Raw genomic sequence first — 13,767 nt, 5'->3', positions numbered from 1 at the left:
GCGTGGTTACTCTGGAAATATGACTCACGTGCCGGCAATATCTGAGAGCACAACCCCCTTCCTGGGATTTCTCTCCCCCTGGATGACCCGCCAGCGGTGGTTCGCGAACAAGGGGGCAACGCCGATCCTCGAACAGATCGGCACCTGGTCGCTGCAACCGGCCGAGGGTGCCGCCCGGGTCGTCACGCATCTCCTGCTCGATCACACTGTGGGCAAACCAGCGCTGTATCAGGTGCCGCTCACGTACCGGCGGGAGCCTCTCACCAATTCCCTGGCGCTCGTGGGCGAATTCGAGGGCGAGTGGGTTTACGACGCGCCATACGATCCCGCCTACACACTGTCACTGCTCGACGTCATCACGTCAGGCACAGAGTCCAGGGGCGATCACGTCTGGGCGATCGGCAAGCACACCGCCCATGACGTGGGCTCGGGGCTCGTATCGAGGGTTCTCACGGGCGAGCAATCGAACACCTCCATCATCTATGAGCACGAGGGTCAAACTCCCGTGATCTGCAAGGTCTTCCGCGCGCTTCACGACGGCGAGAACCCCGATGTGGTGTTGCAGACCGCGCTCGCCCAGGCGGGCAGTACCGCCGTTCCGGCGCCGGTCGGCCACATCCTTGCAGAATGGGATGACCGGGGCGAAGCCAGCGGCAGGGCGACCGGCCATCTCGCTTTCGCCCAGGAGTTCTTGCCTGGCGTGCAGGACGCATGGCGAGTTGCTCTCGCGGCCGCCGCCGCGGGGATCGACTTCTCCGACGAAGCGCGCACGCTGGGAATTGCCACGGCCGGGGTCCATGCCACCCTGGCGGCCAGTTTGCCGATCAGCGACGTCACCCCGGCTGACATCGAGGCCGTGATCGGCACGATGCACGGCAGGCTGGCGGCAGCAATTGCCGAGGTCCCCGAGCTGGAGCGCTGTGCACCAGCCATCCGCGACGTGTTCGAGCGGGCGAGCCGCGCCTCGTGGCCAGCGCAACAGCGCATCCACGGCGACTACCACCTGGGACAGGTGCTCTCCGTACCGAATCACGGATGGGTACTCGTCGATTTCGAGGGTGAACCGCTTCGCCCGATGAAGGAGCGCAGCAGGCTCGACAGTCCGATGCGTGACATCGCCGGCATGTTGCGCTCGTTCGACTACGTTTCGGGCTCGCTGGCGGTGGGCGGATCGGCTCCAGCACCCCAGTGGAGCGCGTCGGCCCGCGCCGCGTTCGAGGAGGGCTACAGCGAAGCTTCGGGTCGCGACATCCGTCACAGCAGGGCCCTCGTCGATGCCTTCGAGCTGGATAAGGCGCTCTATGAAACGGTCTACGAGGCACGCAACAGGCCGGGCTGGTTGTCGATTCCGGTGGATGCGATCGAGCGACTCAGCGCACGACCGGCCGGTTGATCCTCGACCAGAACGTGGTTGAACGGAGCATGAACAATTCTGGGAATCGCCGGTGACGTCCACCCCGAAGCAGTGGTCTACTGATGCACTTCTGTACACAGAGATGCACTTCTGGACAGTAGGGGCGTTTGCACCGAATGCACAGATGTACCGAACGCCCCCAAGCGAATGGACACAGCGTGATCATCCGAACGGCTGAACATCCACGGCCGGACCACTTTCTGCTTCATCTCAGTGACACTCACCTGCTTGGCGGGGGTGGCAGCCTCTACGGCCGCGTTGACGCCGAGAAACACCTGCGTCAGCTCCTGGAGCAGCTCGAATCCTCGGAGGGTCGCCCCGAAGCGATCATCTTCACCGGCGATCTCGCTGATAAGGGCGAGCCGGACGCCTACGACCGGCTGCGCCGAATGGTCGAGCCCGTTGCGGCCAGGCTCGGTGCCCAGGTGATTTGGGTCATGGGAAATCATGACGACAGGGGGGCCTTCCGCGAGCACCTGCTGGCGGAACAGCCAACGAATCGCCCCATCGACCGCGTGTACGACGTGAACGGACTGCGGATCATCACCCTCGATTCGAGCGTGCCCGGTCGCCATCACGGCGAGGTCACCGACGAACAGCTCGACTGGCTGGCCGAGGAGCTCTCGACACCCGCCCCGCACGGAACAATTCTGGCCATGCACCACCCCCCGCTACCGAGCGTGCTCGACCTGGCCGTGGCCGTCGAGCTGCGTGATCAGGCGGGACTCGCCGAGGTGCTGTTCGCCACCGACGTTCGCAGCATCCTTTCCGGACACCTTCACTACAGCTCGACCGGCACCTTCGCGGGCATTCCCGTCTCCGTCGCCTCAGCTACGTGCTACACGCAGGATCTGAGCGTGCCCTCGGGCGGCACGAGGGGGCGAGACGGAGCGCGCGCCTTCAATCTCGTGCACGTGTACGACACCACCGTGCTGCACTCGGTGGTGCCGATCGGCGAGTATGCGGCGCTCGACTACGTCGATGCCGCCGAAACCGCGGAACGACTCACGTCATCCGGTATCCGCATCGCGGACAAGGTCAACCCGCCGGTTGCTCCTGAACCGCAACTGGCAATGTTCGTTCGCGAGCGGGTCTAGCTCCGACGAAAGCCGGCTTCTCCCAGACGGCAGGAATGCTGAAGTAGCGCTCGAGGAACGCGTGCACATTCCTGGTGCGCTTCGCGACCGAGATCTCGGGTTTGCTGCCATCGTTGAGACAGAAGAAGTCGTAGTCCCGCTCTTTCAGGATGGTGTCCATCTCCCCCGCGGCGTTGGCGAGAGTCGTTTCGACATACCTCACGCGCGCGTCGGTCTGCACGACCGCGCGACCGGTCATCAGGGCGTAGTAGTGATACAGCGAATTCGTGACCGAGATATCTGAACTGGAACGGAAGGCGCTCGCCGCTGTGCGCGCGAAGTCCTCGGGAAACTCGCGCTCGAGTTCGGCCATGACGCTGCGACGCAACGGTGTCGCGGCGTGCTCGAGGTGTCGTGTCGTGATCCGGCCGAAGCGTCGCTGGAGCAGCGCCCTGTTGACACGGGCCGCGTTCTCAAACCCGCTGCGTTCCGGGTTTGGTTCGCCCAGCCCGATGCGGGTCGTAGCCTCGACGAATTTGGTGATGCCACCCGGCGAGAAGAACATGTCCGGCCGCACCGGCCTGCCGAAGAACATGTCGTCGTTGGAGTACAGGAAATGCTCGCTGAGCCCCTCAATCCTGTGCAACTGGCTCTCGACCGCGTGCGAGTTGTGGGTCGGCAGCGCGTCAAGGTCGGCGAAAAACTCTTCGCTGCGCACCACAGTGACCCGCGGGTGATCGGCGAGCCAACTGGGTGTCGGAGAGTCGGTCGCGATGAAGATGCGACGAACCCACGGCGCGTAGAGATATACGCTGCGCAGGGCGTATCTCAACTCGTCGATCTGCCTGAATCTGGCATCGGAGTCGTCGCCATCGCCGACGACATAGGATTTCATCCGCTGCGCGCGCGCACGCTGGAATTCGGACGAGGTGCCGTCTACCCAGGAGAACACCATGTCGATGTCGAATGTGACGTCGCTCGCGAGCATGTCGAACATGCCCCCCAGCGTCGACCAGATTCGCCCGTGCAGGTCGATCGTTGCGTCGATCGCCTCGGTTCGGGGCAGGCTGCGGCGCATCAGCGCATTCTCGGCGGGAGCGTGGATGGTGTCGGGTTCCAGGTCCCAGAATTCGAGCCTCACACCGGTGGCGGCGCCGTAACGCATTCCGCCCTTGCCCGTTGTACGGGGTCGGTACAGCCGGACGATCCGGTGATTGCCGATCTCAGACAGCCCGCCCTCGGCAACGAGGATGGCCGGCTCGGTACCGATGCGCGCATAAAACGGCTCGATGGCGAACGCGGTCGAGAGCGCCGCTGCGATCTCTGTCGCTTTGGCATGGTCGACGGCAATCACTGCATGGTCGTCGTCTCGTCGCACGAGCAGGTGCTGGATGCCGGCCACGTCGAGCGCGTCGTGGATCGCCACGAGATCAGCCACCGTGGCATCCCGCGGAGACATGGTCTCGTTGATGAGCGTAAAGCGACCCTTCCGCAGTACGACGTCCGGTCGAGCAAGAATTCGGGCGTGCGCCCCGGAATTTACGCCATTCAGTCGAGCATTCACTCGCTCGCCGCTGAGTTCTCGAGCGCCGGCTGGCGGGTACGCCGCGGCGGGGCGGCGGTGGTTGCGCCGGAGGTGATTGCATCACGAAGCAGGCTGGAGAGCGCTTCGAGCTGGATGTTGGACTCTGCCGCAACTTCCTCGTCTGAGCCGTCGAGCGCGCGCGCGGCGAGGCCGGCCTTGCTATCAATCAGTTCGGCGATCCGGGCGTCGATGGTGTGCGCTGCGATGATGCGCCATGCCGTCACCGGAAGTTCCTGTCCGATGCGGTGCACACGGTCGATCGCCTGCGTTTGTTCTGCGCTCGTCCAGCTGAGTTCGGCGAGCACCACGTTCGAGGCAGCCTGAAGGTTCAGCCCGACGCCTGCGGCGGTCAGGGATGCAACGACGACGGACACATCCGGGTCGTCGGAGAACGAGTCGATGGCCGCCTGTCGCGCCTTCGCGCTCTGGTCGCCGCGAATCGACACGGACGTCAGGCCGACCTTGGCGAAATGCTCCTCTGCGCGGTCCATGACGTCGATGTGCTTGGCGAAGAACACCACCTTGCCCACTGATCGCGCAAGCTGCGCGGTGTAGTCGGCTGCGAGTGTCGCCTTTGCCTGGCCGATGCGACGGACCATCGTGAAGACGTTTTCGCCCGTGCTGGCGCCCTTCGACTCGTCCAGCTCAGCGTGAGCGACAACGCGAATGAGATCCTCGTCGCTCGCGTCAGGCTTGAGTCCGCGTACGCGCTGGAATCGCTCGACGAGGCGCGCCGTGAGGGCCGCCTCAGCCGCGCGGATCGAGCGCCCGAGGTCGTCATCCAGTTCGACGGGAATGTCGGCGATGCGGCGCGCAGGGATGTCTGCGGCGACATCCACCTTCTTGCGACGCACGATGCCCATCTCGACGACCGCGTGCCTGGCTTCGGAGAAGAAGCCCATGTCGGCAGGGGTGAGCCCGGTGTCTTCGAGCTTGTCCATGAGTCTGGTGAGCGGCTTCTTGTCGTCGATCCATCCCAGGAACTGCCAAATGGCACGGAAGTCCTCGATCGAGTTGATCAGCGGAGTTCCCGTCAGCGCCATAAGCAAAGCCTTGGGGAAGCTGACCCGGATGCTCTTCGACAGGCCCAGCACGTGCTTGGAACGCTCCGACTTGAGGTTCTTGATGAAGTGCGCCTCGTCGACGACCATCCCTTTGAACCCGAACCTGCCGAGCCACCCGACGTGCCGATCGAGAATTTCGTAGTTGACGATGACGACGTCGCTGAACGCGTCGACGTCTTTGCCGTCACCGTGTACGACGGTGGCCGTGCGGCCCGGCGTCCACAGTTCGACCTCGCGCGCCCAGTTCGTCTTGACGACGTTGGGTACGACAACCAGAAGCGGGTAGGAATTGGATGCCTCGGCCGCGAGGAGCGCCTGAGCGGTCTTGCCGAGTCCCGGCTCGTCAGCGAGCAGGAAGGTGCGGTGGCCAGACCGGACCTCTTCGACGAATCGCGCCTGGTGTCGCATCATCTCGAGGTTGCCGCGGGTACGCAGCGATGTTGCCTCCGGCAGATCCATGGTGGCAGCGCCGCCACCAGCGCCGTATTCGAAGGATCGGAACAGTGGCTCGATGAGCTCCCAGTTTCCCAGCCTGTTGACGCGCGCGGGCGCTGTCGTCATGTTGCTGAAGTCTGGTGCAAGGAACGGGTTCGACATCTGCATCTGGCGCACCGAGGCCGGAACGACCTGCTTTTCGATCTGCTTGTCGACGGGCTTCGGCTCTGTCGCGATGACGAGCTCGTCCGGGCTCAATTCCACCCCGGCTGCGATAAGCAGGTCTCTCCTGAGAGCCTTTGCGGCGGCGGTAACGGGAGCATCATCGCCCAGCATCGCGATCAGGCTTGTGTCGCGGGCCGCGGTCTTCGCCAGAATTCCGGCGAGGCCGTCGAGCCGCTTCTGCTCGTTGGCTCGCTCCGAATCAGAGAGAGTCTTGTCGATCTTGACCCTGGCGCGCTCTTCTCTCAGCAGCAGTGTCGCGACCTGGAACCTGGCGCGATTGGCCGGCTTCAGGGGCCCTTTCTGCACCGCGGTCTCGACCTCACGGGCCGCGCGCGCGAGCACGGGGATCACACCGACGTCATCACCGGGGCGCACTCGACGGCGCTGTTGGCCGCCTGACTGTCGCTGCCCCGAGGCCTGCTGGCCCGCGCCCTGCTGAGAGGATCGCTGGCGCTTCTGGCGCTGGCCGGGTTCGGTCTGTCCCGAAGGTGTCAATTCGTCTCCTGTGCAGGCGCTGACTGCTGATGTGGTCCTGGTGCAGTAGGTAGATAACCTCTGCGTGTGCGAGTCTCGTGGATCGAACGATCCGACGACGGCGCCTACCGAGTAATCCAGACCCAGTCGCGATGCGATTGGTGGGCCAGGCGAGCGTTACACCCACTCTATGCTGTTTTGCCTGAAACCTTGATTCGAATGCCCGCTGCAATGAAAATGGCGGCAGCGACGAACTGCAATCCCAGCCAGAGTTCAGGCGCCCCCAGGTCGATCGGGAGCACCGGATTCCACAGCACCGCGATCGGCGCGAGACCGATGATCCACCACCACTGGGCCGCCTGCCACGCGAACACCGCGACTATCAGCGCGAAGATACTCACGATGAAGCGGATGACCGTGAACGAGTCGCTGGTGATCAGGGCGCTTCCGATGAGAAGGGCTATCGTGCCGAGCAGGGCTGGCACGAGGGCGGTCCGGCGCGCATCGGAGGGATAGTGTGCGCTCACCCGGCGATTCTACCGATCAGCCGAGTGTGTCGATCACCGGACGACGTCCCGAATAGTTGTGGAGGCGGGCATCTGGTTAGAGTCAGAACATGCCTCATGATGCAGCGATTGCCCGATTCCAGGCGCTGCTGCGCATTCCGACCATCTCCCGGCTGAACGAGGACGAGGTGGAGTGGGAGCATTTCGACCAATTCCTGGCGCAGCTCCAGGAACTCTTCCCGCTCGTGCATCGCAAACTCGACCGCGAGATCGTGGAGGGGTACTCCCTGTTGTTTCGCTGGCCCGGTCGCTCGTCGACCGAGCCGAGCGTGCTCATGGGTCACTACGACGTCGTCGCTGCGACCGACTTCGGCTGGAAGCATCCACCCTTCGCCGCGGAGCTCAGCGGCAAGGGTGACGATCAACTGATCTGGGGTCGCGGCACGATCGACGACAAGGGCGCCGTCGTCGGCATTCTGGAGGCCGTCGAAGCTCAGATAGAGGCTGGAATGCAGCCCGCACAAGACATCTACCTGGCGTTCGGTCACAACGAGGAGACCAGCGGCAACGGCGCCAGGGCTATGGCCGGGCTGCTCGAGAGCCGTGGCGTCCGGCCCGCGCTCGTGCTCGACGAGGGCGGCGCGATTGTCGAGGGAGCATTTCCCGGCGTCACCGCGCCCGTGGCCGTTGTCGGCGTGACGGAGAAGGGCAGCACGGTGCTGCGGCTCGTCGTTGACCAGCAGGGTGGGCACGCCTCGACTCCCCCGAAGTTGAGTGCAACCGCTCGGCTCTCCGAGGCAATCGTCAGGCTCAACAACCGGCCGTTCCCCGCGTCCTTCAACCCGGTCACCATCGACATGTTCCGGACACTCGGAGCGTACGCGAACGGATTCATCGGATTCCTGTTCCGGAATATACGCTTCACGAAGCCGCTCCTCCTGCCGATCTTTGCTCGCCAGGGGGACGAAACCAACGCCATGGTCCGCACGACACAGGCAGTGACCATGCTGGAAGCGGGCCAGGCCGTCAATGCGCTCGCCGAACGAGCCACTGCCACCGTAAACGTTCGCGTCGCGGTGGGATCAACCGTGGACGACGCGGTCAGGCATGTCGTGAGCTCGATTGCCGACGACGCTGTGCGCGTCGAGGTCGTCACGGCGGAGGAACCGTCGCCGGTCTCCCTCGTCTCCGGCATTTCGTGGGAACTGGTGCGGTCGACGATCGAGAAGGTGTATCCGGGCACCGTCGTAACCCCGTACGTTCAGAACGGCGCGACAGACAGCAGGCACTTCAGCGGCATCAGCCGCGGCATCTACCGATTCACGCCGTTCGAGCTGACATCAGAGCAGCGCGAAACCCTCCACGCCCGAAACGAGCGTATGCACGTTGCGACCTACCTCCGTGGAATCGAGTTCTACAAGGCGCTCATCGCGTCGCTGTGACGTCGACCGTCAGCCCTGAGGCCGGATGATCGTGATGGGGCGACTCATCGGTGGGGCGTCGTCGAGGCGCTCCAGAGCGGGTCGAAGTTCGCTGAGCCAGCGCTCGTATCCTTCGTCGTTGAGGTGAAGCTTGTCGTCCGAAAGCGCGGGATCGAGCTCGCCGTCTTCCTGGGAGAACGCAGGCCACAGGTCGAGGTATTGCGCCTTGACCGACGGAGCAAACTGGCGCAGGTGACGATTGGCATCCTGGATCTGGGCTGAGAACTCCCGGCCTCTCGGCATGATCGACTGCACGAGCATCCTGGTGCCGGGCAGCGCGCGCCGCAGGGTGACCAGCACGAACTCGATGTTGCGCACCAGGTGTTCCACAGACTTGCGAGTTCCGAGGTCATTGGTTCCGATGAGCAGCGCCACGGCTTCCGGCCTCAGCTCGATGATCGAGTCGAGTCGCGCGACCACGTCATCCGTGGTGTTTCCCCCGATGCCAAGATTGTGGGTGTTCCGGTCGGGGAACCAGTCGGCCCATCGTCCGCCCTCGGTGAGGCTGTCACCCACGAAAGCGATGCTGGGGCGGGATTCAATGAATGATTCGTCGGTCATGAGCTGTGTTCCGATCAGAGAGGTTCACGTCCGTCTCAACTCCATCATGGGGCCTACGGCTGTCGGTTGCCAGTCGAGAGAGCGTGATCGATAGCCGCCCTGCGAGGGATCGACGGCACCGCGCCGGGGTGCTGGACCGACAGCGACGCGGCCGCGACGGCGAAACGAAGTGCATTCTCGAGGCCCACCCCTTCTGCGAGCGAGGCGGCGAGCGCCCCGCAGAACGTGTCGCCTGCGCCCGTGGCATCCACAGCAGCAACCTTCGGGGCCGGCACGCTGATGTCGGCAGACCCGCGCTGGTGCAGCACGGCTCCTTCGGCACCCAGCGTGACGATCACCGCCCGGGCAAGGTCGCTCACACTGCCGCTGCCCGCGAGATAGGCGGCCTCGTGTTCGTTCACCACGAGAATATCGACGTCGTCGAGCAATTCACGGGGCAAATCCCTGATGGGAGCGGCATTCAGGATGACGGTGGTGCCGCCGGCGTGGGCGGCGCTGGCAGCTGCCTCCACCGTCTCAAGCGGGATCTCCAGCTGCAGGATGAGCGCATCTGCGTGAGTCAGGGCGAGGATGTCTGCCTCGGTGAGCCCGGTCAGATGAGAATTGGCGCCGGCTTCGACGATGATCGTGTTCTCACCGTTGTCGTCGACAGCGATCAGGGCTGTTCCGGTGGGTGCAGCAACAGTTCGCAGGAGCGTGAGATCGACCCCGTCGTCGGCAAGCCCGTCCCTGGTGCGTCGCCCAAACTCGTCGTCGCCGATCGCCGCAATCAGGACGGTGGATGCACCGGCTCGCGCCGCGGCGACCGCCTGATTCTGACCCTTACCCCCGCGCGCGATCGATAGTCCGGCCGACATGACCGTCTCGCCCGGCGAGGGAATTCTTGCGACCCTCAGAACCTGATCGATATTGGCGCTGCCGACGATGACAACAGCGTTCGTCGCCCTGGGTTCTGTAGCTGAGTTCACACTCCCAAACTAGCGCGCCACGTCGGCCTCGACAGGACTGCCCTCGGCAGCGTCGACGGCAGTGGCTGCGGCCGCGGTGATGCGGTTGGCCATGCCGCTGAAGATGACGCCGTGGAACGGAAGAATAGCGAACCAGTACAGCCGGCCACCGAGACCGCTCGGGAAGAACACCGCACGTTGGCGGTACGTGCTGCCGCCGGCAGGATCGGCCGTTGTCGTCATCTCAAGCCAGGCGAGTCCGGGAACTTTCATCTCGGCCCGAAGTCGCAGGAAGTGACCTCGCTCCAGGGTCTCCACCCGCCAGAAGTCGAGCGCCTCGCCCACCGCGAGCGTTGAGGGGTGTCGACGACCGCGACGCAAACCGACGCCGCCCACCAGCTTGTCCGCCCAGCCACGCAGTGCCCAGCCGAGAGGGAAGGAGTACCAGCCATTCTCGCCGCCGATGCCCTCAACCACCTCCCAGAGTCGCTCTACCGGGGCCGCCGAATGCTGCTCGCGCAGGTCGACGTACACCGTGTGGCCCGACCAGTCCGGGTCGCTCGGGATGAGGTTGCTCGGCGCGCCCGCGACCGTGGAGTTCTGCCACGAGGTCTCGACCTCACCATCCTTCATTTTTGCCAGCGCGAGACGCACGGCCGCCCGGTATCCGGTGAGACCGCCCTCCGGGTCGGGAATGAGAGCCCGGATGTCTGTCTCGCTCACCACGCAGTCGAACTGCAGCGACTCGATGATCGGCACAGCGAGCGCCCGGGGAATCGGAGTGACCAGATTCACCCACTGGGAGGCCAACCATGGCGTGAGCACCGGCAGGCTGGCGATCGGGCGCTGATGCAGTCCGGCCTCGAGGGCGTAGCCGTTCATCATCTGCCCGTATCGCAGCACGTCAGGCCCGCCGATGTCGAACGTGCGGTTCACCTCTGTCGCAACGACTGCGGCCTCGGTGAGATAGTGCAGCACGTCCCGCACCGCGATGGGCTGGATGAAGTTGCGCACCCACTTGGGTGCCGGCATGTACGGCAACACCTCGGTGAGGTGGCGAATCATTTCGAACGACGCCGAACCAGACCCGATAACCACTCCCGCCTGGAAAGCGATCGTGGGTACGCCGGACTCGAGCAGCACCCTGCCCACCTTCTCCCGGCTGCGCAGGTGTCGACTCAGAGTGTCGACCGGCACGTCGGGGTGCAGACCACCCAGATAGACGATGCGCTTCACACCGGCGGCGGCAGCCGCATCCGCGACGGTATGAGCGACGGTGAGTTCGGTCTGTTCGAAGTCGCCGCGAGAACCCATCGCGTGCACGAGGTAGTAGAGCACCTCGATGCCATCGACCGCCTGCGCCACATCATCCGAATTTGTGAGGTCACCCGTCATCACATCGACGTCAGCGGCCCACGGCGCATCCCGCAATTTGAGCGGGTCACGCACCAGAACCCTGACGTCGTGGCCGGCCTCAACCAACCGCGGCGCGAGGCGCCCACCGATGTAACCCGTAGATCCCGTGACGAGGATTCGCATGAATCCAGCTTAGGGACGAAGCCCGTGAGACGGCTGGGCCTTGACAGCGCCGCACGCCTGCGGCTCCGCCGTCCGGTCTAGATGAGTGACTTCGTGTGCCAGACAGTCTTGGTCTCGGTGAAAGCGACCACCCGCTCGAGCGAGGGGGCTGGAGCTCCATTGACGGGCGCGAGCACTCGCTTGAGAGTGTCCGCTGCGATGACCTGAAGATCGACCCAGTGGAGCAGCTCTGCCCCAGCGAGGTCAATCGCGTTCACGTCAGCGTGCCCAGCAAGCCACGGTGCAATCTCGGCCGGAGAACCGGTCAGGATGTTCACCACTCCCCCGGGAACGTCACTTGTCGCGAGAACCTCGGCGAGGCTGATGGCGGCTAGCGGCGCGGCCTGGCTGGCGACGACCACAACGGTGTTGCCCGTCAGGATCGCCGGTGCGATAACACTCGCCAGCCCCAGCAGCGCGTTGCCAGACTGGGGCGCAACGATAGCCACCACTCCGGTGGGCTCCGGCGTTGACATGTTGAAGTACGGCCCACTGACCGCATTGGCGTTGCCGGCAACCTGCACGTACTTGTCTGCCCAGCCCGCGTACCAGATCCATGCGTCGATGGCGGTATCGACCTGGCTGGTCGCCGCGGACTTCGTCAGCGATTCGGTGGCGACGAGTTCGTCAACGAACTGGTCGCGACGCCCCTCGAGCAATTCCGCGATGCGGTACAGAACCTGCCCACGGTTGTAGCCAGTGGCAGCCGACCAACCCGGGAAGGCAGCTCGGGCCGCGACGACGGCATCCCGAGCATCTTTGCGACTGGCAAGCGACGCGTTCGCCAGGAAAGCGCCGTCTTTCGTCGACACCTCGTAGGTGCGGCCGCTCTCGCTGCGCGGAAATTTACCGCCGATGTAGAGCTTGTATGTTTTGGGTACCGCGAGCCGGGTCACGCGCTGGCCTGCTTCCTGGTCGTTGAGACGGTGGTGGAGCCTGCGGCGGGGGAACCCCAGCCTGCACTCTCAAGGTAGGCAGCGAGTCCGTGTCGACCGCCCTCGCGACCGTAGCCACTCTCTTTGAATCCGCCGAACGGGCTGGCTGGATCGAAACGGTTGAAGGTGTTCGCCCAGATCACACCGGCACGAAGGCCGTCTGCCACGGCCAGGATCTTCGATCCCTTGTCGCTCCAGATACCAGCGGAAAGTCCGTACGGCGTGTTGTTCGCCTTGGCGATAGCTTCGGCCGGAGTGCGGAAGGTGAGCACGCTCAACACTGGCCCGAACACTTCTTCCCTGGCGATCGTCGACGACGTGGAGACGTTGTCGAAAATGGTCGGCGCAAACCAGAAACCGTTCTCGGGAATAGCGCACGGAGCAGTCCAGCGGTCGGCGCCCTCCTTCTCACCGATATCGCTGAGCTCCCGGATGCGTTCGAGCTGCTCACGGGAGTTGATCGCACCGATGTCGGTGTTCTTGTCGAGCGGGTCGCCCAGACGCAAAGTCATCAGGCGCGACTTCAGCCGGTCGACGACCTCGTCGTGGATGTTCTCCTGCACGAGAAGTCGCGAGCCTGCGCAACAGACGTGACCCTGGTTGAAGAAGATCCCGTTGACGATTCCTTCGACAGCCTGGTCGATGGGGGCGTCATCGAAGACGATGTTTGCGGCTTTTCCGCCCAGTTCGAGCGTGACCTTCTTGCCGGTGCCGGCAACCGACTTCGCGATAGCGCGCCCGACAGCGGTGGAACCGGTGAAGGCGACCTTGTTGACGTCGGGATGATTGACGAGGGCCTCGCCGGTGTCTCCGGCGCCCGTGATGATGTTCACGACTCCCGCGGGCAGGTCTGCCTGCTGGAGAATCTCGGCGAAGATGAGCGCAGACAGCGGGGTCGTCTCTGCAGGCTTGATCACCACGGTGTTACCTGCCGCCAGCGCGGGGGCCACTTTCCACGCCAGCATCAGCAGCGGGAAGTTCCACGGAATCACCTGTGCTGCAACCCCGAGAGCCCGGGGATTCGGCCCGAGTCCGGCGTAGTCGAGCTTGTCGGCCCATCCCGCGTAGTAGAAGAACCAGGCAGCGACGAGCGGCACATCAACGTCGCGCGACTCTTTAATCGGCTTTCCGTTGTCGAGACTCTCGGCGACCGCTAGCTCTCGCGCGCGCTCCTGCACGAGCCGCGCGATGCGGAACAGGTACTTTCCGCGGTCGGCGCCAGACAACTTGCTCCAGGTGCGCGTGTATGCCGAGCGCGCGGCGGCAACCGCGGCATCCACGTCGGAAGAGTCCGCGTTCGAGATCTCGGCAATCGTCTTTTCGGTCGCCGGCGAGATCGTCTGGAAGCTGTCACCGTGCCCGTCAACGAACTCTCCGTTGATGAAGAGTCCGTAGCTCGGCTTCAGATGCAGGATGCTCGTCGATTCCGGCGCCGGGGCGTAGTCCAGAAAACGGCTTGCTGATTGGGGGTTCACGTCGGTCATCG

General features: G+C 64.3%; 11 protein-coding genes. 3 read left to right on the top strand and 8 right to left on the bottom strand.

Features of this window, described 5'->3' with window-relative positions; all coding sequences use genetic code 11:
• The first annotated feature begins 19 nt into the window (after window positions 1-19).
• The gene (locus QMG83_RS05920) at window positions 20-1,393 is read left to right on the top strand and encodes a maltokinase N-terminal cap-like domain-containing protein (RefSeq protein ID WP_283504404.1); all 1,374 of its coding nucleotides are present in this window, start codon (window positions 20-22) and stop codon (window positions 1,391-1,393) included.
• A 179-nt stretch (window positions 1,394-1,572) separates the two neighbouring features.
• On the top strand, window positions 1,573-2,511 hold the full coding sequence (locus QMG83_RS05915) for a phosphodiesterase (RefSeq protein WP_283504403.1): 939 nt from the start codon (window positions 1,573-1,575) through the stop codon (window positions 2,509-2,511).
• Here QMG83_RS05915 and QMG83_RS05910 read toward each other — a convergent pair.
• From QMG83_RS05910 to QMG83_RS05900, 3 genes are all read right to left on the bottom strand, one after another.
• Window positions 2,453-4,054, bottom strand: a complete 1,602-nt coding sequence (locus QMG83_RS05910; protein WP_283504402.1) for a stealth family protein — start codon at window positions 4,052-4,054, stop codon at window positions 2,453-2,455. The two genes, QMG83_RS05915 and QMG83_RS05910, sit on opposite strands and share 59 nt — an antisense overlap.
• Window positions 4,051-6,174, bottom strand: coding sequence for a DEAD/DEAH box helicase (locus QMG83_RS05905; protein ID WP_283504544.1), 2,124 nt, complete (start codon window positions 6,172-6,174; stop codon window positions 4,051-4,053). The genes QMG83_RS05910 and QMG83_RS05905 overlap by 4 nt, the downstream gene beginning before the upstream one ends.
• A gap of 287 nt (window positions 6,175-6,461) precedes the next feature.
• Window positions 6,462-6,800 (bottom strand): DUF6804 family protein, encoded by a 339-nt coding sequence (locus QMG83_RS05900; protein ID WP_283504401.1) that lies wholly within the window; start codon window positions 6,798-6,800, stop codon window positions 6,462-6,464.
• Between the two features lie 89 nt (window positions 6,801-6,889).
• On the opposite strand from QMG83_RS05900, the gene QMG83_RS05895 reads away from it, so the two are divergent.
• Window positions 6,890-8,221 carry a M20/M25/M40 family metallo-hydrolase gene (locus QMG83_RS05895; RefSeq protein ID WP_283504400.1) on the top strand — a complete coding sequence of 444 codons (1,332 nt, stop codon included), beginning with the start codon at window positions 6,890-6,892 and terminating at the stop codon, window positions 8,219-8,221.
• 9 nt (window positions 8,222-8,230) lie between these two features.
• Here QMG83_RS05895 and QMG83_RS05890 read toward each other — a convergent pair whose 3' ends face one another.
• From QMG83_RS05890 to QMG83_RS05870, 5 genes are all read right to left on the bottom strand, one after another.
• Window positions 8,231-8,821 carry a GDSL-type esterase/lipase family protein gene (locus tag QMG83_RS05890; RefSeq protein WP_283504399.1) on the bottom strand — a complete coding sequence of 197 codons (591 nt, stop codon included), beginning with the start codon at window positions 8,819-8,821 and terminating at the stop codon, window positions 8,231-8,233.
• Between the two features lie 53 nt (window positions 8,822-8,874).
• Window positions 8,875-9,789 carry a ribokinase gene (locus QMG83_RS05885; protein ID WP_283504398.1) on the bottom strand — a complete coding sequence of 305 codons (915 nt, stop codon included), beginning with the start codon at window positions 9,787-9,789 and terminating at the stop codon, window positions 8,875-8,877.
• Between the two features lie 9 nt (window positions 9,790-9,798).
• Window positions 9,799-11,307, bottom strand: a complete 1,509-nt coding sequence (locus QMG83_RS05880) for an SDR family oxidoreductase (RefSeq protein ID WP_283504397.1) — start codon at window positions 11,305-11,307, stop codon at window positions 9,799-9,801.
• Window positions 11,308-11,384: 77 nt separating this feature from the next.
• Window positions 11,385-12,242: an aldehyde dehydrogenase family protein gene (locus QMG83_RS05875; RefSeq protein ID WP_283504396.1), complete on the bottom strand. Its 858-nt coding sequence runs from the start codon at window positions 12,240-12,242 to the stop codon at window positions 11,385-11,387.
• Window positions 12,239-13,765: an aldehyde dehydrogenase family protein gene (locus QMG83_RS05870; protein WP_283504395.1), complete on the bottom strand. Its 1,527-nt coding sequence runs from the start codon at window positions 13,763-13,765 to the stop codon at window positions 12,239-12,241. The genes QMG83_RS05875 and QMG83_RS05870 overlap by 4 nt, the downstream gene beginning before the upstream one ends.
• Window positions 13,766-13,767: the final 2 nt, after the last annotated feature.

It is taken from the genome of Salinibacterium sp. G-O1, from assembly GCF_030063305.1.
Taxonomy (GTDB): Bacteria; Actinomycetota; Actinomycetes; order Actinomycetales; family Microbacteriaceae; genus Rhodoglobus.
Note: the sequence above shows the minus strand (reverse complement) of the source record. Positions and strands in the feature narration are given on the sequence as shown.